Below are 20,540 nucleotides of genomic sequence, written 5' to 3' on the forward strand. Positions count from 1 at the left end.
CAAAACTTAAATGGTAGCTTACTGTGAACTCTGAAGCGGGCTGTGTGCCTAAAATTAAAAGTGTTTGTGCACTTAAATCAAACTCCTCGAAACCATCGTTGCTTATGTCATCGCATAACTCTAAATCTGGTGCTGGGTTGACAGTGGGTGCACTTTCCGCAGACAATAAAAAAGACGTTGTATCAATACAGGTTTGTGTTAGGTCTGCTATTCGTACCCAAATCGTTTGAGGGCTAGATATATTAGTGTAAGGACTTGTCAACGCTCCGGTATTATCAATAGCATCTTGCTCGGTGAGATGATAACTTATAGAAAAATCACCAGCATCTTGAGCTCCTAAAACATCATCATCGTTTTGTAATAAATCGAATTCCTCTACACCTGTAGCACTACAAATTGATAAGTTCTGCGGAACATTTGCAGTAGGGCTAGCTCTAAACTCAATTAAAATAGGATCTGCTGAGCCAGTACAAACTCCTGCAAAATCAAAATCAGCAGAATAAACGCCAGGTTCAGTCACCGTCAAAGTAGAAAGGACTTCACCAGGAATAACGACACCATCCTGATACCAAATATGCGTTGCTAGTTCCAAACTAGAATCTAATATAATTTCAGTACCATCACACTCTGCTGTATCAGCAGCTATGGTAATGTCATCACCTAAATTACCACCCAAATTAAAACTACCTGCTTTTATAAAAACACCAGAATCAAAATTGTTATCCCTATCATCAGCAATCACCAATTTTATGGTATAACTCTCTCCTGGAATAACTGCAGATTCAGCTGTAAACGGTCTAGTTCTTCCATCAAACGAAATTGGTGGACCGTTAGGCGAAGTATACGCACCAAAATATTGTTCGTTAATACCACCACATGACGCACCATTATCTGGATGAATATTTGTCACTAAAATAGGAGTTGTTGTTCCTGGTAAAACAGCTAAATTGGTCGTATTACCAGCTGAATCAGTTAATAAAAATGCAAATGCATCAGAAAACGTACATTCAAAACTCCCCATATCGTATTCTTCTGAAGCCATTAAAAAATCGAAACTAATACTGTCTGCAAGTGGTACAAAATCAAATTGAATGAACGTGGCATTGTTTGAATCTATACCAACCGCAGCTTCTAAATCAGCGTCGCCAGGCCAAGCGCCAGAACCATCACCTAAAAATGTATTAGGTCCACCTGCCTCGCTAGCATCACCAGTGGTAAGTAGTAATCCATCTTCAAAAGGAAAATCAATTCCGTTGCTAAAAAAATAACCAATACCATTAGGCTCCGAAGCACTAAAATTTATTCCTGTTGATGATACTATATTTGAAACGGAGGCACATGGACTATCAATTAAAACATCCTCGATCAACTGCTCTGGTGTAAATGTATCTTGATCTACAACAACATTAGGTCCTAAAACAAAAACAGTTATTGTAATTGTATCCGAACAGCCTTGAGGGTTTATATCTGATGCTGTTAATGTTACGGTATATGTACCTGAGTTAGTATATGTATTAGTAACATCTGCACCTGAAGCTGAATTTCCATCTCCAAAATCCCAATTATATAAGGCATCAGTACCATCAACAGAAAACGTTCCACTACCAGAAAAATCGACTGATTCACCAGGTAAAATACCGATAACACCTGCTGCATTGGGTAGAGGTGTAGTCGCATCTATTGACGCTACAATATTTTGACAAGGAGTAGCACAAAGAATCTCTGCTTCCCAACCGTTAATATTACCACCTCCGTTAGAAATAAACTCTACTGTAAGACATCCAGAGGTATTAGCACCCGTGGCTGATACAGTACCTGGACCTGTAGGTCCTTGATAAGAACCAATAAGCGGTGCTGTGACATCATCGCCATCATAAATATTCATAACATCTGGCTGTGCTCCAAGCTGTGTCGTAAACAAGGTGAAATTCAAAATAATAAACTCATCAGCATTTTCTGGGCAAATTGTAGTAACTAAGTTTTCATCATTTCCATAATTGGCAAATTCACCTCCTGAATCAAAAAATCTATCAGGAGCACAGCGCGTAAATGTTCCGTTTTCCATCAATATATCTTGAGAAAAACCAAAAGAAGAAATAATAATTGTAAGACTATAAAGAATCTTTTTCATAACTAATTGATTCAATTACTCAACCTTCAAATAGAACGTTATCATATTAAAGAGAAATGCAGTAATTTTCGTAAAGCACGGAATTTAATAAAATTATCTCAATTGATTTCAGTTATTAGTCATAAAACATAATCTAAAGGATGAACGTTTAAGTTGATATTTCATACTTTTGCAAATAAAAAAGATGATACAGACAAAAATAGCCATTGTGTCTACTTCTAACGATGCAATTTTAAAATTTGAAGCAGATCGCTTTCTTACCAATCATAATAGCTTTGAATTCAACAATATAGACGATGCTAAAAATTCGCCTTTAGCCCAAGAATTGTTTCATTTACCTTTTGTAAAAAAAATATATATCGCATCAAATTTTATAGCGATTGAGCGTTATAACATTGTAGAGTGGAAGGACGTTCAAAATGAAGTTGCACTTCAAATAGAAGACTATTTATCTAAAGATGGCATTGTTGTCACTGAAGATGTTTCTAAGCCGAAAGCGGCAGTAACTATCTATGCAGAAACAACCCCAAACCCTGCGGTGCAAAAATTTGTATGCAACAAAGTATTAGTTCCTAATATCTACGAATTTACCTCTATAGAAGAAGCTAAACCCTCTCCTTTAGCTACCGCTTTATTTCAGTTTCCATTTGTAAAAAATGTATTCATGGAAAAAAACTTTATTTCAATAACTAAATTTGATATTATTGAATGGGAAGAGATTACGCTTCAGTTAAGAGAATTTTTAAAAGCCTACGTGGAAGAAGGAAAAACCATATTAAACGATGAAGCTCCTAAACAGCTCAAAAAAACAGAAGAAGCCATTGAACAAAAATTTGAAGCCTTAGATGATATCTCGAAAAACATTATAAATATTCTTGAAGAGTATATAAAACCTGCTGTTGAAAGTGATGGTGGTAATATTGAATTTAAGTCCTATGATCCAAACACAAAAAAAGTAGAGGTGTTATTGCAAGGGGCTTGCAGCGGATGCCCATCATCTACATTTACTCTAAAAAATGGGATTGAAAGCATGCTAAAAGAGATGCTGAAAGATGAGTCAATAACGGTTAATGCCATAAATGGTTAGAATTACTTTTCTATACTCTATTTAATTCTTAACTTTAATTTTTAAAAAGTAACTAGAACAATTATAAATAAATTGATAGAATGAAAAATTTAATTAACAGTAGTATCATTTTATTGGTATTAATTGCAACTTCAAACAGCTATTCCCAGATCAATAATCCAAATTTTTACTCTGAAAATGTTTTTGTTACAAAAAATGTTAGTGCCAAACTAGAGGCATTGGGCTCTCCTTACATTGATGAAAATTTTAAAAACATAAAGATTGAAGGATTTGATAAAGTTCAATACATTGGGAGGTACAATGCTTATAATGATGAAATGGAAGTGAAAGTTAAAGACAAAATTATCGCCCTTGATATTTCAACAGATTATAAGGTTGAATTCATATCTGATAATAAAATCTATAAAACAATAGATTATATTACCGAAAATGACGAAGAAAAACGTGGTTTTTTGGTTGTAATTGCAGAATTTGAGACATACTCTTTATTAAAACAGGAACGTATAAATTATTACGAAGGTCAAGAAGCAATTTCCTCCTACCATAAGGATAAGCCTGCTAAATTTAACAGAATCGGCGATTCATATTATGTCCAATTTGAAGATAAGACTATCTATTTACCTCAAAAGAAAAAGGAATTTTTAGAAATTTTTAAAGAAAAATCTTCTTTACTAAAAAGTTTTATAAAAGAAAAAAAACTAAATACAAAAACAGAAGATAATCTTAAAAAGATTTTTGAATATTTAAATGAAATTTAATAATCATTTACAGTCTTGAATCTAACAAAATTGTAATATGATTTTAGTTCAAAATAAAATCGCTAACAGACCTCATAGCTTCTTTAGTTTTCTCCTTTAAAATCTTTGATATTAAACTATTTTTTTTGCTTAACGCATCTGGGATATTTCTGAATTGGAATAGATTATACCACATGGGTTTTTAGATCTTATATAAAACAGGTAAAACCCTACTCAATAATAATGCGAATATCAAAAAAAATAGGGGTGCTACTACAAAAAGTTTACAGTTGAGTCCATTATCTATATGTACTCAAAAAACGGCATTGAAAACATACTAAAAGAGATGCCGAGAGATGAATCAATAACAGTTAATGCTATAAATAATGAAAATTTTATTAATTTTAAAGGTGACTTTTTAAATAAAATAGTTTCTTAAAAGTATAACTCTTAAAAACAAAAAAAATAGCAGTATTAAAAGTGATTGAAGTATTATCTAACTCAGATAAAAGTTGGGAGGACGCAACAAAAAAGGCAGTAAAAGAAGCAGCTAAAACTGTGAAAAACATAAAGTCTGTATATGTACAAGACCAGAGTGCAATAGTTAATGATAATAATGTTACTGAATTTAGAGTCGCATTAAAATTAACCTTCGAAATTAAATAATAAACATCGAAACTAGCAGGTAACTCGGCGAAGAAAGTCGGGTTGTTTTTAGTTTCAAAATCGAAATAAAAATATGGATACACAAAAATGGATTGACGAAGGTTACAATTTAATCGTAGAATTTGGCCCAAAATTAATTGCAGCTATTGCAATATGGATCATTGGAAGTTGGATTGTGAAAATGCTCCTAAAGGGAGTTAAAAAAGCCATGAACAAAGCTGACTATGATGAAAGCTTAAAAAAGTTTTTATTAAATCTGATAAATTGGATTCTAAAGATTGTTTTAATAGTTGTTGTTTTAGGTACTGTAGGTATTGAAACTACATCATTTGCAGCCATACTTGCAGCTGCTGGTTTAGCTATTGGCTTGGCTTTGCAAGGGTCTCTAGGTAATTTTGCTGGTGGTGTTTTATTAATGATCTTTAAGCCTATTAAAATTGGCGATCTTATTGAAGCGCAAGGAGAACTCGGTGTTGTAAAAGAAATAGAAATTTTTACAACAAAACTTTTAACTCCAACTAATAAAGAAGTTATTATTCCTAATGGTGCATTATCTAATGGCAATATTGTGAATTACTCTACAGAAGGAAAACTTAGAGTAGATCTTACATTTGGTGTTGGCTATGATTCTGATATCAAACAAACTAAAGATGTTTTAATGCAAGTTTTAACCTCTAACCCAAAAGTTTTACAAGATCCTGCACCTACAGTAAATGTGTCTGAATTAGCTGATAGTTCAGTGAACTTTGCAGTTAGACCTTGGTGTACTGTGGCCGATTATTGGGATGTCTATTTTGCTACACATGAAAACGTGAAAATTGCTTTAGATGCCGCTGGTATAGAAATACCTTATCCACATGCCGTTGAAATACAAAAAGACGCTTAAGCTTTCTTTTTTAAAGCAACAAAATCCTTTAAATAATAAGGCTCAAAATAAGCGACATCTTCGGTGTCGCTTTTTTTATACTTTAATTCTACTAAAGATGACATTTCATTAGCCGAAGGTAATTTTCCTTCAATAAAAATTGCATTAGGATGTTGTATTAAAGCTTTTGTTTTTTCAACACCACTGCCTATAAAATAAACTTTATCAGTGGCTAAAAGGGCTTGATAGCTGTCTTCTGTTAAAATTTCTGCTTTAATTTCTCGATGTAATTTTAAATCTGACGTATAAATAGCAGAATAAACTTCCATGCGCCTTGCGTCTAACATCGGTATAATAAACCCATCTTTATGTTTTATTTGATGCGCTAAACTCTCTAACGTTGAAATAGAAATCAGCGGCTTATTTAAGGCAAAACAGAAACCTTTAGCAGACGATACACCAATCCTTAAACCCGTATAAGAACCTGGTCCTTTACTCACTGCAACGGCATCAATTTTGGAAGGTTTCAAATTCGCGCTTTTAAAAACTTCGTCTATAAAAAGATGTAATGTTTCGGCATGAGAATAACTTACACTATTATCCTCTTTTAAAACTAAAGTCTCTCCATCTTTAGACAGAGAGACCGAACAATTTGTAGTTGCTGTTTCTATATTTAATACTAATGCCATTTGTGGTATTATTAATCAGAAAAAGTAATGAATAAATAAGCTACCTTAGCTACTCTTCGCTTTTTTCTTCTGACGTATCGTCTGGCTTTTTATTTTTATCCTCAATTAAATCACCAGCATTAAGTTTTTTAGAAACCATATTATAAGGACCTGTAATAATTTTGTCATCTTTACTTAATCCTGAAGTAATTTCTATATTAGTATCATCTTGAATCCCTGTTTTTACAACTCGTAACTTAGCCTTACCATTTTCGTTAACAAAAACACATTCAAATTTCTCCTCTTCTTTCACTGAAACTTCACTGTCTAAATTCACATTTTTACCAAAACGTTTCTTTGTAGAACTTGTATCTGTCTTAATAACAATAGCGCTTATTGGCACAGAAATAGCACCCTTTCTCGTTTTAGTAATAATATCCACTGTTGCTGTCATTCCAGGTCTAAAAGGAGAGTAGGTGTCGGGTTTACCTTCTGTTAGATCTTTGTATGATTCTTCAATAATTCTCACTTTAACCTTAAAATTTGTGACCTGATCTGCGGCTAAGTTTCCCGCTGCGGAGTTTGCGATTTGAGTCACTATTCCTTTAAATTCTTTATTTAAATACGCATCCACTTCAACAATAGTAGAATCACCAATACTCACTTTTACAATATCATTTTCATTAACATCGACTTCAACTTCCATTTTTTTAAGATTGGCAAGACGTAATATTTCTGAACCAGCCATCATTCCTGTTCCAACCACACGTTCACCCAATTCTACACTTAAAAGAGAAACTGTTCCACTCATTGGTGCATAAATGGTTGTTCTGTTTAAGTTGTCCTTAGCCTCGTTTACCGTAGCTGCAGCACTCTGTACGCTATAATATGCTGAATTCTTTCCTGCAACTGCAGTTTCATAAGTTGCTAAGGAGCGGTCCCAATCAGCTTTAGAAATAACACCTTTTTCAAATAGAGACTTATTTCTTTCGTAATCTGCTGTAGCTTGTTTTAGGGTTGCCTCAGCCTGAGCCATACCTGCTCTTACATTTTGATATGAGGCTTGGGATCTACTTAAAGCAGATTGAATTAAATCTGGGTTTACTCTGACAAGTAAATCCCCTTTTTTTACCTCTTGTCCTTCTACAAAAGGCAATTCTAATATTTCGCCAGACACTTCCGAAGATATTTTCAACTCTACTTCTGGTTGAATTTTCCCAGTAGCAGAGACTGTTTCAACAATGTCTTTTAAAGTTACTTCCTGAATTGTAACTTGTTTAAACTCCCCTTTTTTCCCAAACCATCCCATTGATTTACCTGCAACTATGACAATTAAAGCCATAATTACAACTCCGATAATGATTTTTACTGTTTTGCTCATAATTAAAACTTTAATTCTGTTGCTGGAACTCCGAAATATAATTCTAAGACCTTTAATTTAAAAATATAATCATATTTAGCACGATTCAATTCAATATTAGCGTTGTCAAATCTAAGCTTAGATTGGCTAAAGTCGAACGCATTGGTTAAACCAACATCATAACGCTCTTTGGCGTAATCATAGGCTAACTCTTGAGATTCAACAGCGACTTTTGCCGCTTCATAACTTTTAAATGAACCTTGCGCATCAACATAGGCTTGATATACCGTAGACTCTAAGTCGAGTTCTACTTGTTCTAGCTGAAATTTAGATCGCTCCAGATTAACTTTATTCCTTTGAATATTTCCCCTAGTATTGAACCCATTCAAAATAGGAATATTTAATTGTAATCCATAACCAATACCATCATTTTGGTATAACTGATTAATAAAAGGATCAGCTGCCACTTCTGACAAAATAGTGTTTTGAAACTGGCTAACTACAGCTTGCCCTGTACCTTCAACAACGCCTATTTGACGAGTAGTCGTCGGGTTATTCGGATCTAATCGTGACTCAAAAGATGTTGTATTAGCGAATCTTGTATTATAACCAAAAAACGCAGATAATGTAGGTAGATTTGCTCCTTTAGCGATTTTTAAATCAATATTAGCTAGTTCTACGTCTTGTTCGGCTATTTTAATTTCTGATCTACTTTCTTTTGCAGCCGTAATTAATTCTGAAACTTTTTTATCTGCAATAACTGAATCTACAATGTCGTACCCTTCATCCTCTATATCGAAATTCTCATAATCCTTTATCAATAATAGTTGTGCCAAACTGATTAATGAAATTTGAATACTATTCTCAGCATTAATAATCGACTGCTGCTCACTTGCATCTGTAGCTTTAATTTCTAATAAATCACCTCTCGGTAAAACTCCAGCATCGACCAACTCTTGAGTTCTTTCTATTTGTTCTTTAGTAACTTCATTCTGAGATTTAAAAACTTCTAAATTAGCTTTATTGAGTATTACTGCAAGATAACCATTGGCTACAAATAATGAAATATCATCTTTCATTCTATCCAAACGGTATTGGCTTGCCAGTTTACTTATATCAGCACGTTGCAATTCTCTAATGTTTCTCAAGCCATCGAAAATGGTGTAACCAATATTAATGTTCCCTGAAGCAGAAAGAAACGTGGTGGTTTGTGCATTGTTAGTAACAGGGTTAAAACTTAAACCTGTATTTTCAGAAACACCACTACCTAAATTAACACTTGGCACAAAATTACCTAAAGCATTAAGTTTATCTATCTCTGCTAATTCGATATCTAGTTCACTTTGCTTTACTGAAATGTTATTTTCCAAGGCATATTGAACACATTCTTTTAGCGTCCATTTTTTATTTTGCCCCTGTGCTAAAACCCCTAAAAGAAGTATGATTATGATGATTGATTTTTTCATGATGCTTATTTGTCTATATAAAACTTAAAGTGTTACACTAAATGTGCGTTTAATTATTGTGCGTATTTTGGAACTCCTTGAACTTGATTCCAAACTTTTATTTTATCGTTTTTTGTAATGCCGCTTTTAACCTCTACAAAGATGCCATCGCTTATACCTAATTCTATATCTTTTCTTTCAAATTTCTGATCACCGACCTCAATCTCTACATATGGCTTTTTAGTTTCTTTATCATACTGAACTAGTGCCTCTTTAATGGCTAAAACATCTTCTACTTTTTCTAAAATTATAGACGCATTAGCACTTAAACCAGCTCTGATAAAAGTAGAATCTATTTTTTTAAGAGATCCCTTTATTGCAAACTGAATCGCTCCATTTTCCGCGACACCTTTAGGTGCAATATAATCTAAAATAGCATCGAATTTTTCATTTTCAATCGCTCCTACTGTAATTTCTAGTGGTAAACCTTCTTTTATTTTACCGACTTCACTTTCATCTACTTTCCCTTCAAAAATCATTTGTTTAACATCTGCTAAAGATGCAATTGACGTGCCTTCATTAAAATTATTGGCTTCAATAACTTGGTTTCCTGCTTTTACAGGCACATCTAACACCATACCAGAAACTGTAGCTCTTACTTGTGTTTGCGCAATATTCCCTAACCCTGAAGTTGTTCCTGTTTTAATGATATCATAATTTTGACGTGATTGGGTTACACTAATCCTAGCTTGTTCTACTTGTTGCTTCGCCTGTAAGAAAGTGTTATTCACCTGATCGAACTCATTTGCCGCAATAACCCCTTTATCAAACAATCCTTTTTGACGATCGTAAATCGCTTTTTGTGTTTTATAATTGATTTCTGCCGTCTGTAATGTGGTTCTATTTGAAGCAATGTTATTTTTTGCACTCGTTAAATTAGATACGTTTGGTATCACTTTAATTTGTGCAATTAAATCTCCTTGATTTACATACTCACCTGCTTCTATGTAAACTTTTTCAATAACACCAGAAATATTTGGCTTAATTAATATTTCTTCCTTCGGAACAATACTGCCTGTTGCTACAGTCTTCACAACTATGGTTTGCTCAGTAGCACTCTCGGTGGCAAAAGTTATAGGATTTTCTTGATTTTTCTGCCATAAATAATATAATGCTGCGCTAAAGACAACAACAATTAATAGTAATGCAATTACGGTTTTCGTTCTTTTCATGATTATGATTGATATATTTATTCTATTCTTAAAGCGTCAACAGGTTTCATTTTGGTGGCACTATTTGCAGGAATTAAACCTGCTAACAAGCCTGAAACAATTAATATAATTAAAGCTGTAAATACAACTTGCATGCTTACACTAGGGTTTGCAAAGTTTTCAACGGAACCTACACTATCTAAAATGGCATTCATTATCCAAATAACCAAAGCCGCAAACGAAATACCAACCATACCAGAAAGGATAGTCAATATTAAGCTTTCTTGTAAAATTTGAGATTTAATAGTCCAAGGACTAGCACCTAAAGCACGTCTTACACCAATTTCTTTAGTACGTTCTTTAACTACTATGAGCATAATATTACTAATACCAATAATACCAGACATTAAGACCAAGGCACCAACGAAATATCCGACCAAGGTTAATATTGAAAACAAACCGTTGATACGTTCAAACTGTTCGGACAAATCGAAATGCCCAATAGCACGATCATCTTCAGGATGTATTTTATGTCTCGACTTCATTAAATCGAAAATTTGCTGCTTTAAGGATGTAATTGAGATACCGTCAACAGCCGTTATTGCCATCCAACCCACACTTTCGCCTCTATTAAAGGCTTGGCCAAAGGTAGTAAAAGGCATATATATAGTACTTGCGTCTTGTTCACCATCACCTTGACTATTACTCATTTTAAAAGTACCCACTACTAAAAAGTTAACACCGTTAACTTTTATATAAGTCCCTAAAATATCTTCATCAATATCGTAAAGCCCTTTTACAACACCAGTTCCTATGACACAAACTTTACGTTTGTCTTCAATATCTGAGTAACTTATAAAACGTCCTTGAAGAATATCCATTGGCCGCTGCTTTATAAATTCCGGATAATCACCATAAATCTCAAACGCACCTGTTTTTGTACCTCTCACAACATTATTGGCACCATTATAACCTCCTAATTGATTTCTTGGAGATACATATTGTAAATTTGGTATTTCAGATTTTATAGCTGCAACGTCTCCTACTTTGTAATTAAAGTAGCGCCCTTTTGGTAAACCTTTGTAAGGTTTAGAAGTACCTTGCGTCCACATAAACATAGAATTTGTAGCAAAGTCGCCAAAATCCGCAGTTACTCCATTTTTAAGACCATTTGTTAAAGCCAAGAGTAATACTAAAATAGTAATTCCCCAGAATACTCCGAATGCCGTTAAAAACGTTCTAAATTTATTAGCGTTTAACGCTTCTAATATTTCTTCCCAACGGTCTCTGCTAAACATATTATTCGTCTCTTAAGGCATCAATAGGTTTAATCATTGCGGCTCTGTAAGCTGGTATAAACCCAGCTAAGGCGCCAGCGAAAACCAATAAAAATACCGTTGTTAAAGCTATATTAAAATCTACTTGCGGATATTTTATAAAGTCACTTTCTATTTGCGGCCCTACCAATTCTAGTAAACCAAGTCCAAAGATTAACCCAAACAAACCAGCGAACATAGTTACGAAAACTGATTCTTGTAAAATCATACCGACAATAGACATTGGTAATGCGCCTAGTGCCTTACGTATGCCAATTTCTTTAGTTCGCTCTTTTACAATAATCAGCATAATATTTCCAACGCCTACAATACCTGCAATAATTGTTCCGATACCAACAAACCAAAATACAGCGCGAATTGTTGCTATTAGTGAATATATTTTCTGTGCTTCTTCTAAAGTATTATAAACTCTAACAGCACTCGTATCGTCTGGTGCAACTACATGAATTTCTTTAAGTTGCTGCTCAATACCTGAAGCAATTGCGTTAGATTGTTCAACTGCTTGGTCAAAATTATCTGCCATTTTAACTGTAAATGTCATGTTTCTAATATCATCACCAGCATTAAAGACTTTTTGAGCTGCAGTTATAGGAATATAAACTTGGCTTTCTTCACGATCTCCACCTGGATCGTAAAAAACACCAACCACCTTAAAATTCATTCCAAATACTTGAATATTTTTATTAATAGGGTCTTCACCTTTAAAAAGATCTGTTTTCATTTTATTACCAATAACTGCCACTTTCTTACTTTCATCCACATCGGATTGGTTAATAAAACGACCAGAGCCAATATCTGCGTTTTCAATAAATTGGTTATCTGGTAATGTCCCTCTTACGCGATAATTACCTGTTTCGTTATTATAAGACACTGTTCCTCCCCAAATCATGTAATCTTTGGTACGGTATTCTAAATATTCGTCGTACTTGGTTTCAACGGCATCAAAACTAGAGTTTTTTAGTTGGATATAGCGTCCAGGATTTAGTCCTTTATAGCCTTTGGTTGTAACTCCCGTCCAAACAGATACTCGATTAGTTGCATCTTGTTCAAATTGCGACTTTACACCGTTCTCGATGCCTTTACTAAAACCTAAAAGAATTACTAATATGAATATTCCAGAAGCTACAGAAAGTCCTGTTAAAAACGTACGTAATTTATTTTTACGCAATGTTTCAAAGATCTCTTGCCATCGTTCTATATCAAACATGTGCTGATGCTCTAACTTGTTCTACAGTACTATCATCTATAATAATACCATCCTTAAGATTAACAATACGTTTGGTCATGTGTGCAATATCGTCCTCGTGGGTTACTACAAGAATTGTTTTCCCATCATCATTAATACCCTGTATTAACTCCATGACCTCATAAGATGTTTTTGTATCTAGTGCTCCTGTTGGCTCATCTGCTAACAATACTTTTGGATCGCTAGCCAAAGCTCTAGCAATCGCTACACGTTGCTTTTGTCCACCGGACAATTCACTTGGTAAGTGATGGGACCATTCCGCTAAGCCTACTTTTTCGAGATAATGCATAGCTTTATCCGTTCGTTCTTTTCGCTTGATACCCTTGTAGTAAAGTGGCATAGAGACATTATCTAAAGCGCTTTTATAATTAATAAGGTTAAATGATTGGAAAATGAAACCTAAAAATTCATTTCTGTATTTAGCAGCTATTTTTTCATTAAGGTTTTTAATTGGAACACCATCTAGAATATAATGTCCTTCGTCAGCTTCGTCTAACATCCCTAGAATATTTAGCAATGTTGATTTTCCCGAACCCGAAGAACCCATAATAGACACTAGTTCACCCTCTTTAACATCAAAATTAATGCCTTTAAGTACGTGAAGCGAGTTGCTTCCCATATGATAAGATTTGTGTAAATCTTTAATTTGAATCATAATAGAGGTTGTTAGTTGTGCAATTTTACTAAAATTTGAAGGTCTTTTGTGCCAACGAATTGTTAATAGTTACTCTATTAAGACTCTATAAAACAGAATATGTTACAGATTTTGGAGTTTAATTTTCTGTTTTGGGTTTATTATATTTTCTATAAAAAATAAAACCAATGGTACCAACAATAATATAAGGCACTGCCATCAAAAAAACAATCCCATCGTTTATACCTTCTGCTGCTGATTGATCTTCACCACTTTCTAAAACTGCCCTGCACATAGCGCACTGTGCATTGGCTGCTGTAGCAACGAACACAAAAAGAATAGCACATATAATTTTTAGCTTCATAATTAGATATAATAAGGTGAAATCATGAGATACACCACCACTCCTGTAACCGCAACATACAACCACATTGGAAATGTAATTTTAGCGATTTTTTTATGACGTTCAATACTATTTGTAATACCACGTACATAGGTAATTAACACAAATGGAACAATCACAATCGACAATACAATATGCGTCACTAGAATAAAATAATAGACATATTTTATAGCTCCTTCACCACCAAATTTAGTAGAATCACTCGTCATATGATACGCTACATACATCACTAAAAAAAGTACCGAAAGTGTAATTGCCGTTTTCATCAATGTTTCATGCAGCTTTCTGTTTTTCTTCTTAATCGCTATAACCGCTAATATTAAGATAATAGCTGTTAATCCATTTGTGGCCGCATAAATTGGTGGTAAAAAGGTTAACGGTTCTACATCGAAACCGAGTGTGCGCAAATTAACACCAAACAAAGCTGCAACCGCTAAAGGAATTATAATCGATAACGCTACAATCCACTTATTATATTTCTTTTCTTTTTCTAAATCAACTGCTTCCATTTTGCATCTTATTTTAAATCCTGAAACACAACGCACCAAATTTTAAGTTATGTTACAACTGAACATCACGTTTCTATTCTTTTAATAATTTAGCAATATCTTCCTTTAAAATGGTAATTTCTTGCACGTAGCCATCCTCATCTACACCATCAGCCTCTGGAATAAAGCCTCTGTAGAAAATTTTAGGATTACCAAAATCATCTTTCCTTGAACGTAAAAAGCCCTTTTTATCTACTAGAGCAAAATCACCAGAATGCTCAAAACCAAAGGCATCTTCTACATCGCCTACAAAAATATTGAACCCAACATTGGCTAGTTTAAAAATGTCATCAAAATCGCCTGTCATTAAATTCCAATTTGGATTTACAACACCGTGCTTATCTGCATACGCCTTTAATACTTCTGGAGTATCTACTTTTGGCATTATGGAAAAAGAAGCCACTCCAAAGTCTTCAAAATCCTTAAATTCATTTTGAACCTCTACCAAATTCTGATTCATTGGTAAGCATATTGTAGGACAGGTTGTGAAAAAAAATTCGACCACATAAACCTTTCCTAAATAATCTTCGTTAGTAATGATCTCGCCATTTTGATTTGTAAAACTGAATTCAGGTACTTTTCTTAGTTCATCGTTAATCTCTAAGTAAACCACATCACTTTTACCTAAGTTAGCGCTTATATTATCAGAAGTCGCAACATTTTTACTGCGACTTTCGTCTCTTGTAATGTCATCTTGGCTGACACGATCTATAATTTTAGGAACAAAAATAATCCCGAAAACTAAAATTATAAACGTAATACCGATATACGAATAGCTTGTTTTTTTACTCATTATTTTGTTTTAAATCTTTGTTTCGTCTTGTGTCAGAGTTCTCAAACTTCCCTTTTCTCTTCTGACGATATTCGGTAAATAAAATTCTGATATCATCACTCATCATATTCTTAATTTCAGATACCTCAATAGTATTGTAAGCATATACAGAAAATGGTGGCTTATTTTCTTCCACCTGATTTTTGTTTCTGCCATCTATTCTTCCACGCTGATTTAAGTCCTTATCAATAATAAACACCGTGTTTGTCGATAGATCTTGAGACAATGCTTCTTTCGATTTTAAAGAATTAAATAGCATTTTTATTTCACCTTCTGTACCAAAAGCATAATGCCAAAATCTTAAATCTTCGTAGGTATTAATCTCTTTTTTTAATGTTTTGACTTCTTCCTGGGCTCCTTCTGCCACAATGATGACCACCTGAAATTTTTTAAATCCTTTAAACTTATCATAAACAAGCTCTTTAAGATTAGATGCGGCAATATTTTTATTCAGCGGATTTTTACCTAAAAAACCTAATACCGTAATATGATCTTTGAGAAGAATACTATCTGATCTGTCTGAAATAAAACGCTCTATATCCGATACGTTTTTATGCACAACATTTAAAGGCTCATAGTTATGCTTTGCAGGATACAGCATGAGTAAAAAAAGTACTGGTAGAAAAAAAAGTACTCCTAAAATTAAGTTACGTTGGGTTTTATTTGCTTTCATCTTATTAAGACCTCTAATAGCTGTATTTAACAGGTAGTTAATTTTATAAATTACGGTATCACCTTTAATACATTTGAGTTATGCAAAAATAAAAAAGGTGGCTTATAAAAACCACCTTTTTGGATATCATTTAACACTTAAATAACGTTATAAAATGTCTGTTTTTAGATTTAAAAATCTCTTTTTATTAAAGAATCAGCACCATTATATACGTCAAATACATAACCACCTTCTTGTAATAAAATAAAAATTAGATAACAGATAAGAAAAACACCTGTCCATACCACCATTTTTCGTAAACTTCCTGTTTCATCTCGCATGTGCATAAAATCCCAAGTAATATAATACGCCTTAACAATTGTTAATACAATAAAAATTAAGTTTAATGGTTTCATGTAGATTATTGGTGAAAATAGAATATTCCCCAATGTTGCAAAAAAGCCACCTTCAAATGGTGTCATCCATGTATCCATAAAAATAGCTGGCTTGTATATACCCAAAACTACTTCCACAAGTGTAACGATAGTTAAGAATATAAGTACTCCCCAAATCTTTTGTGTATTAGACTTAAATTTTAAAAGTCCTCTAAATATTTCTAGTTTATGCTCGTGTGCCATAATTAAATCTTAAAATGTTGTTATACTAAATAGAAGAATGTGAATACAAATACCCAAACTAAATCGACAAAGTGCCAGTATAAACCAACTTTTTCGACCATTTCGTAACTTCCTCTGCGCTCGTAAGTTCCTAGAATGACATTAAAGAATATGATTATATTAATAATAACACCTGAAAGTACGTGGAATCCGTGAAAACCTGTTATAAAGAAAAAGAAATCTGCAAATAGCGTGGTTCCGTATTCATTTACGGTAAGGTTTGCACCTTTAACCACCAGCTTACCATTCTCTTTAATTTGCTTTAAGGATTCTTCACGCGATAAGATTGTTTTATGACCGTTTTCATCTAAAATCTGATTTCTCACCAATACGTTTTCATTAGCCGCCAACCCTTGGTAAATCTCATTTACAGTATATGGTGGCAATGTACTCTCTTCAACGAACCATAAACCGTTTTTACGCTCATGCACAGCACGATCTGTTGCTTCAGTTATTGCAAGATCTTCGATGGATACACGTTTAAATTTCTCTACTCCATCCATGGTAACATATTCACCAAATTGCAAAATGTTTCCACCCTTAGTTTGCACAGCTCCATAATCTCCTTGAATAAACGTTGCCCATTCCCATGCTTGTGAGCCTACGAAGATTGCACCACCAATAATGGTTAAAAACATGTAAAATGTTACTTTAGCTTTATTCATATGGTGACCTGCATCTACAGCTAACACCATCGTTACAGAAGACATAATTAGAATGAACGTCATAAATGCCACGTAAATCATTGGCAATTCCTGACCATGTAAAAAAGGTACGTGCGTAAAAACTTCATCCGCTATTGGCCATTCATTAATAAACTTAAACCTGGAAAAACCATAAGCGGCTAAGAAACCTGAAAATGTTAATGCATCCGATACGATAAAAAACCACATCATCAATTTACCATAACTTGCTCTGAGCGGCCTATTGCCTCCTCCCCAAGTTTTACCTTCTGTACCAGTACTAGCTACTGTAGAATCCATAGAATTTATTTAAATTTTAAGATTGGACAAAAATAATCAAATTATATATCTAAAAAAATATAAAAACAAAAAGAGCACAAGCCAAAGCACATCTACGAAATGCCAGAAATTTGCAGCGAGTTCAAAACCTAACATATTGTTGGAGTTATACTTTTGTTTAAAATGATTATAAATTACAACAATGAGGCAAATTAAGCCAGCAACGACGTGTCCTATGTGCAACACAGCAATAACATAAATGTAAGACATTGTGATATTACTGGTTGGCCCTGTAAAATTATAACCCGTTGCAATGATCTCGTTAAATCCAGCAAACTGACTGTAAACGAATGCAATACCTAATCCTAAGGTTGCGAGTAACCATAGCGTTACCATCTGCATATTATTTTGTCTGAGTGCTCGTTTTGCCAAAACAAAAGTTAAACTGCTCACTAGAATTAAAATGACACTAACTAAAAATGCATTTGGCAAGTTATAATCAATAAGCCAATCTTCGTTAAGACGTTGCTTGCTGCTTACAATAAAGGCGCTAATTAAGCCTGCAAAAGACATTAATAACGACGCAATACCAAACCACAACATCATCTTTTTAGACCTTGCTGTTTTTTCCTTCCGAGTTCCTTGTGTTAAATCCATCTATCTTAAAAATTTATCAGCAACATATATAATCTGCAACATTGTAATATAAAACACACTTGATAACATCAGTTGTTTAGCCGCTTTGATTGTGCGTTCTTTAAATAATCTTACCGCATAGACTAGCATAACAATACCAAGTATAAAAACTAAAACACCACCAGCAATAGACAATTGTAAATCTCCTGTAAAACCAAATACAGGAATTATAGAGGCAAGAATCGTCCAAACACTATACATTATAATCTGAACAGCAGTCCCTTTATCTGGCTTACCTGTTGGCAGCATAAAAAAGCCTCCTTTTTTATAATCTTCGTGCAAAAACCAACCTATAGCCCAAAAATGTGGAAACTGCCAAAAAAACTGAATAGCAAATAAAGTGCCTGGTTCAATACCAAAACTACCTCGTGCAGCAACCCAACCTAACATAAATGGAATTGCGCCTGGTATAGCACCAACAAAAACAGCTAAAGATGTCTTTGTTTTTAATGGTGTGTACACACTCGTATATAAAAATATGGATATGGCACCATACATGGCCGTTTTAGGGTTGATGATATATAATGTTATTAATCCTAAAACTGTGAACGAAGTCGCAATAATGAATGCCGTATTTACCGACATGCGGCCAGCAGGAATTGGCCTATTCTTGGTTCTATCCATTAGCGCATCTAAATCGCGCTCAATAATTTGATTATATGCATTAGACGCACCAACCATAAAATAACCACCAAATGCCAACAATACAAGCGTTGTAAGACTCAGGGTTTCTGCACCAAGAAAATAACCAGCAATTGAAGAAAAGACCACGCTAAGGGACAAACCCATCTTGGTGATTTCCTTAAAATCTGTAACCACAGAAGCAGTTGCTATCGAAGATTTTGTGCTACTCAAAACATTACGGTTTTTTTCTTTTTCTAAGCGATTGCAAAGATAGTTTGAAAAATCATTCTAACCAATGTAAAAGCTTAGTTTTATTATTCTCTTAACCTTTCTATTTAGACGCTAATTTAGACTAAACCATTCTCATAACTCTGGTTTTCAGAAACCGCATTTTTAAAATTGTTGGTTAGAGAAAGCTTTTAGAATAAAATTCGACTTATATTCCATACTTCAATTATAAAGAAACAAACCATCCTCTTAATTATGAAAACTATAAAACAACTCTCAATTCTGTTGGTCTTAGCTTCAACAACATTTCACGCACAAGGCCGTTTTGATGCCGTAGAAATAACAACTACAAAACTTACCGAACATACTTATATGCTAGAAGGCGCAGGTGGTAACATTGGAATTTCTGTTGGCGACGGTGGTGTATTTGTAATTGACGATCAATTTGCTCCCTTATCTGAAAAAATTTTAGCAGCCATAAAAACGATTAGTGACCAACCTCTTAAATTTTTAGTGAACACACATTTCCACGGAGATCACACTGGTGGAAATGAAAATATGGAAAAAGCTGGAGCCATCATTATTGCTCACGATAATGTAAAGAAACGCTTGGTTGAAAAAGAGTCCTCAAAAGCCGCTTTACCTGTAATAACATTTAATGATAAATTAAACCTTACTATAAATGGTGAAAGTATTGCTGTGTTTCATGTAGCAAATGCACACACTGATGGTGATGCGTTGCTCTATTTTACAGAAAGCAATGTGCTACATACAGGAGATACTTACTTTAATGGTCGTTATCCGTATATTGATTTAAATTCTGGTGGAAGTGTAAAAGGGTATATTGAAGCTGCTAAAAAAGGACTCATACTTATTGATGATGACACTAAAATTATTCCAGGTCATGGGAAATTAGCTAATAAAACAGATTATAAAACTTTTTTAACCATGCTTGAAACTTTAGCAACTAATATTCAGAATGCTATTGATGCTGGTAAAACCGAAGACGAGGTTAAAAATGACTCAAGCCTCACAAAACTTTATGACGATTTAGATTACGGTACTGGTTTTATCAATAGTGAAAAAATACGTTTAACGTTTTATAAGAGTTTGAAAGAAATATAATTACGAAAATCAGGAGACAGAAGAAGTAAATGCTCTCCAAAAGTGCCAAGACGCCAAAAAACTGACTCATAGTTCCCAAACTATAAAAAATCAGTATACCAATTAAAACCTATTTTATTACGCCAATAACTCAACCAAAGCGTATTAGAAATTGTCAGCATAGTTTCTACTAAAAAAATTATCTTTACGGGATAACAGTAACCAGCATCCTACTATAACCTGAATTATTTGCAGGATATGAGCAATAAACTTTGTTATGTAACTAGTTGCCAGTAATTTGAATAAAATATCGAAACAAGCCTAATGAAAAAAAAACTTTTAACTATAGTATTTCTTACAATATTCATTTCACTGTTTGGACAATCTAAAGACAAGCGTCTAGATGGATTGGAACAAGAAATTGTAA

General features: G+C 33.7%; 21 protein-coding genes. 5 read left to right on the top strand and 16 right to left on the bottom strand.

Translation table 11 applies throughout. The features are described from left to right. A partial coding sequence (locus tag AB8B52_RS12305; RefSeq protein ID WP_406028541.1) for a choice-of-anchor L domain-containing protein occupies window positions 1-2,131 on the bottom strand: 2,131 nt, incomplete at its 3' end. A 184-nt stretch (window positions 2,132-2,315) separates the two neighbouring features. On the opposite strand from AB8B52_RS12305, the gene AB8B52_RS12310 reads away from it, so the two are divergent. The 4 genes from AB8B52_RS12310 (at window position 2,316) to AB8B52_RS12325 (ending at window position 5,507) form a co-directional block, all read left to right on the top strand. Then, the gene (locus AB8B52_RS12310) at window positions 2,316-3,218 is read left to right on the top strand and encodes a NifU family protein (RefSeq protein WP_406028543.1); all 903 of its coding nucleotides are present in this window, start codon (window positions 2,316-2,318) and stop codon (window positions 3,216-3,218) included. Window positions 3,219-3,298: 80 nt separating this feature from the next. After that, window positions 3,299-3,976 carry a hypothetical protein gene (locus AB8B52_RS12315; protein WP_406028545.1) on the top strand — a complete coding sequence of 226 codons (678 nt, stop codon included), beginning with the start codon at window positions 3,299-3,301 and terminating at the stop codon, window positions 3,974-3,976. Between the two features lie 444 nt (window positions 3,977-4,420). Further along, a complete protein-coding gene (locus AB8B52_RS12320) occupies window positions 4,421-4,621 on the top strand; it encodes a dodecin family protein (protein WP_406028580.1) in 201 nt (66 codons plus the stop codon). 73 nt (window positions 4,622-4,694) lie between these two features. Further along, window positions 4,695-5,507, top strand: coding sequence for a mechanosensitive ion channel family protein (locus tag AB8B52_RS12325; RefSeq protein ID WP_406028547.1), 813 nt, complete (start codon window positions 4,695-4,697; stop codon window positions 5,505-5,507). Here AB8B52_RS12325 and tsaB read toward each other — a convergent pair. The 15 genes from tsaB to cyoE all read right to left on the bottom strand — a co-directional run bounded on the left by tsaB (window position 5,504) and on the right by cyoE (window position 19,012). After that, complete coding sequence (tsaB, locus tag AB8B52_RS12330) at window positions 5,504-6,175, bottom strand: tRNA (adenosine(37)-N6)-threonylcarbamoyltransferase complex dimerization subunit type 1 TsaB (protein ID WP_406028549.1); 672 nt, start codon at window positions 6,173-6,175, stop codon at window positions 5,504-5,506. The two genes, AB8B52_RS12325 and tsaB, sit on opposite strands and share 4 nt — an antisense overlap. A gap of 49 nt (window positions 6,176-6,224) precedes the next feature. After that, the gene (locus tag AB8B52_RS12335; protein ID WP_406028551.1) at window positions 6,225-7,535 is read right to left on the bottom strand and encodes an efflux RND transporter periplasmic adaptor subunit; all 1,311 of its coding nucleotides are present in this window, start codon (window positions 7,533-7,535) and stop codon (window positions 6,225-6,227) included. A gap of 2 nt (window positions 7,536-7,537) precedes the next feature. Continuing rightward, window positions 7,538-8,980 (bottom strand): TolC family protein, encoded by a 1,443-nt coding sequence (locus tag AB8B52_RS12340; protein ID WP_406028553.1) that lies wholly within the window; start codon window positions 8,978-8,980, stop codon window positions 7,538-7,540. Between the two features lie 53 nt (window positions 8,981-9,033). Further along, window positions 9,034-10,191 (bottom strand): efflux RND transporter periplasmic adaptor subunit, encoded by a 1,158-nt coding sequence (locus AB8B52_RS12345; protein ID WP_406028555.1) that lies wholly within the window; start codon window positions 10,189-10,191, stop codon window positions 9,034-9,036. A gap of 17 nt (window positions 10,192-10,208) precedes the next feature. Then, a complete protein-coding gene (locus AB8B52_RS12350; RefSeq protein ID WP_406028557.1) occupies window positions 10,209-11,468 on the bottom strand; it encodes an ABC transporter permease in 1,260 nt (419 codons plus the stop codon). A gap of 1 nt (window position 11,469) precedes the next feature. Next, window positions 11,470-12,714 carry an ABC transporter permease gene (locus AB8B52_RS12355; RefSeq protein WP_406028559.1) on the bottom strand — a complete coding sequence of 415 codons (1,245 nt, stop codon included), beginning with the start codon at window positions 12,712-12,714 and terminating at the stop codon, window positions 11,470-11,472. Further along, entirely contained in the window at window positions 12,707-13,408 is a 702-nt protein-coding gene (locus tag AB8B52_RS12360) for an ABC transporter ATP-binding protein (protein WP_406028561.1), read from the bottom strand. Before AB8B52_RS12360 ends, AB8B52_RS12355 begins: the two co-directional genes overlap by 8 nt. A 118-nt stretch (window positions 13,409-13,526) precedes the next feature. After that, on the bottom strand, window positions 13,527-13,751 hold the full coding sequence (locus AB8B52_RS12365) for a hypothetical protein (protein ID WP_406028563.1): 225 nt from the start codon (window positions 13,749-13,751) through the stop codon (window positions 13,527-13,529). A 2-nt stretch (window positions 13,752-13,753) separates the two neighbouring features. Continuing rightward, entirely contained in the window at window positions 13,754-14,299 is a 546-nt protein-coding gene (locus AB8B52_RS12370) for a DUF420 domain-containing protein (protein WP_406028564.1), read from the bottom strand. A 73-nt stretch (window positions 14,300-14,372) separates the two neighbouring features. Further along, complete coding sequence (locus tag AB8B52_RS12375; protein ID WP_406028566.1) at window positions 14,373-15,131, bottom strand: SCO family protein; 759 nt, start codon at window positions 15,129-15,131, stop codon at window positions 14,373-14,375. Next, window positions 15,124-15,843, bottom strand: a complete 720-nt coding sequence (locus tag AB8B52_RS12380) for a hypothetical protein (RefSeq protein ID WP_406028568.1) — start codon at window positions 15,841-15,843, stop codon at window positions 15,124-15,126. The genes AB8B52_RS12375 and AB8B52_RS12380 overlap by 8 nt, the downstream gene beginning before the upstream one ends. A gap of 170 nt (window positions 15,844-16,013) precedes the next feature. Then, window positions 16,014-16,460 carry a cytochrome C oxidase subunit IV family protein gene (locus tag AB8B52_RS12385; RefSeq protein ID WP_406028570.1) on the bottom strand — a complete coding sequence of 149 codons (447 nt, stop codon included), beginning with the start codon at window positions 16,458-16,460 and terminating at the stop codon, window positions 16,014-16,016. 20 nt (window positions 16,461-16,480) lie between these two features. Next, entirely contained in the window at window positions 16,481-17,482 is a 1,002-nt protein-coding gene (locus AB8B52_RS12390; protein ID WP_406028572.1) for a cytochrome c oxidase subunit 3, read from the bottom strand. Between the two features lie 36 nt (window positions 17,483-17,518). Next, window positions 17,519-18,118, bottom strand: a complete 600-nt coding sequence (locus tag AB8B52_RS12395) for a heme-copper oxidase subunit III (RefSeq protein WP_406028574.1) — start codon at window positions 18,116-18,118, stop codon at window positions 17,519-17,521. Next, complete coding sequence (cyoE, locus tag AB8B52_RS12400) at window positions 18,119-19,012, bottom strand: heme o synthase (protein WP_406028576.1); 894 nt, start codon at window positions 19,010-19,012, stop codon at window positions 18,119-18,121. Between the two features lie 252 nt (window positions 19,013-19,264). On the opposite strand from cyoE, the gene AB8B52_RS12405 reads away from it, so the two are divergent. Then, complete coding sequence (locus AB8B52_RS12405; protein ID WP_406028578.1) at window positions 19,265-20,134, top strand: MBL fold metallo-hydrolase; 870 nt, start codon at window positions 19,265-19,267, stop codon at window positions 20,132-20,134. Window positions 20,135-20,540 lie beyond the last annotated feature (406 nt).

Origin of the sequence: Winogradskyella sp., assembly GCF_045105575.1 — a bacterium.
In the GTDB taxonomy this organism is placed as follows: domain Bacteria; phylum Bacteroidota; class Bacteroidia; order Flavobacteriales; family Flavobacteriaceae; genus Winogradskyella.

Excerpts from the sequence above, each read along its gene's own strand:
- AB8B52_RS12315 (WP_406028545.1), top strand. The coding sequence starts at position 3,299 with ATGAAAAATTTAATTAACAGTAGTATCATTTTATTGGTATTAATTGCA.
- AB8B52_RS12405 (WP_406028578.1), top strand. The coding sequence starts at position 19,265 with ATGAAAACTATAAAACAACTCTCAATTCTGTTGGTCTTAGCTTCAACA.
- AB8B52_RS12345 (WP_406028555.1), bottom strand. The coding sequence starts at position 10,191 with ATGAAAAGAACGAAAACCGTAATTGCATTACTATTAATTGTTGTTGTC.
- AB8B52_RS12335 (WP_406028551.1), bottom strand. The coding sequence starts at position 7,535 with ATGAGCAAAACAGTAAAAATCATTATCGGAGTTGTAATTATGGCTTTA.
- AB8B52_RS12395 (WP_406028574.1), bottom strand. The coding sequence starts at position 18,118 with ATGGATTTAACACAAGGAACTCGGAAGGAAAAAACAGCAAGGTCTAAA.
- AB8B52_RS12355 (WP_406028559.1), bottom strand. The coding sequence starts at position 12,714 with ATGTTTGATATAGAACGATGGCAAGAGATCTTTGAAACATTGCGTAAA.
- AB8B52_RS12375 (WP_406028566.1), bottom strand. The coding sequence starts at position 15,131 with ATGAGTAAAAAAACAAGCTATTCGTATATCGGTATTACGTTTATAATT.
- AB8B52_RS12360 (WP_406028561.1), bottom strand. The coding sequence starts at position 13,408 with ATGATTCAAATTAAAGATTTACACAAATCTTATCATATGGGAAGCAAC.
- AB8B52_RS12390 (WP_406028572.1), bottom strand. The coding sequence starts at position 17,482 with ATGGATTCTACAGTAGCTAGTACTGGTACAGAAGGTAAAACTTGGGGA.
- AB8B52_RS12365 (WP_406028563.1), bottom strand. The coding sequence starts at position 13,751 with ATGAAGCTAAAAATTATATGTGCTATTCTTTTTGTGTTCGTTGCTACA.
- AB8B52_RS12350 (WP_406028557.1), bottom strand. The coding sequence starts at position 11,468 with ATGTTTAGCAGAGACCGTTGGGAAGAAATATTAGAAGCGTTAAACGCT.
- AB8B52_RS12340 (WP_406028553.1), bottom strand. The coding sequence starts at position 8,980 with ATGAAAAAATCAATCATCATAATCATACTTCTTTTAGGGGTTTTAGCA.
- AB8B52_RS12310 (WP_406028543.1), top strand. The coding sequence starts at position 2,316 with ATGATACAGACAAAAATAGCCATTGTGTCTACTTCTAACGATGCAATT.
- AB8B52_RS12385 (WP_406028570.1), bottom strand. The coding sequence starts at position 16,460 with ATGGCACACGAGCATAAACTAGAAATATTTAGAGGACTTTTAAAATTT.
- AB8B52_RS12370 (WP_406028564.1), bottom strand. The coding sequence starts at position 14,299 with ATGGAAGCAGTTGATTTAGAAAAAGAAAAGAAATATAATAAGTGGATT.
- AB8B52_RS12325 (WP_406028547.1), top strand. The coding sequence starts at position 4,695 with ATGGATACACAAAAATGGATTGACGAAGGTTACAATTTAATCGTAGAA.
- AB8B52_RS12380 (WP_406028568.1), bottom strand. The coding sequence starts at position 15,843 with ATGAAAGCAAATAAAACCCAACGTAACTTAATTTTAGGAGTACTTTTT.
- tsaB (WP_406028549.1), bottom strand. The coding sequence starts at position 6,175 with ATGGCATTAGTATTAAATATAGAAACAGCAACTACAAATTGTTCGGTC.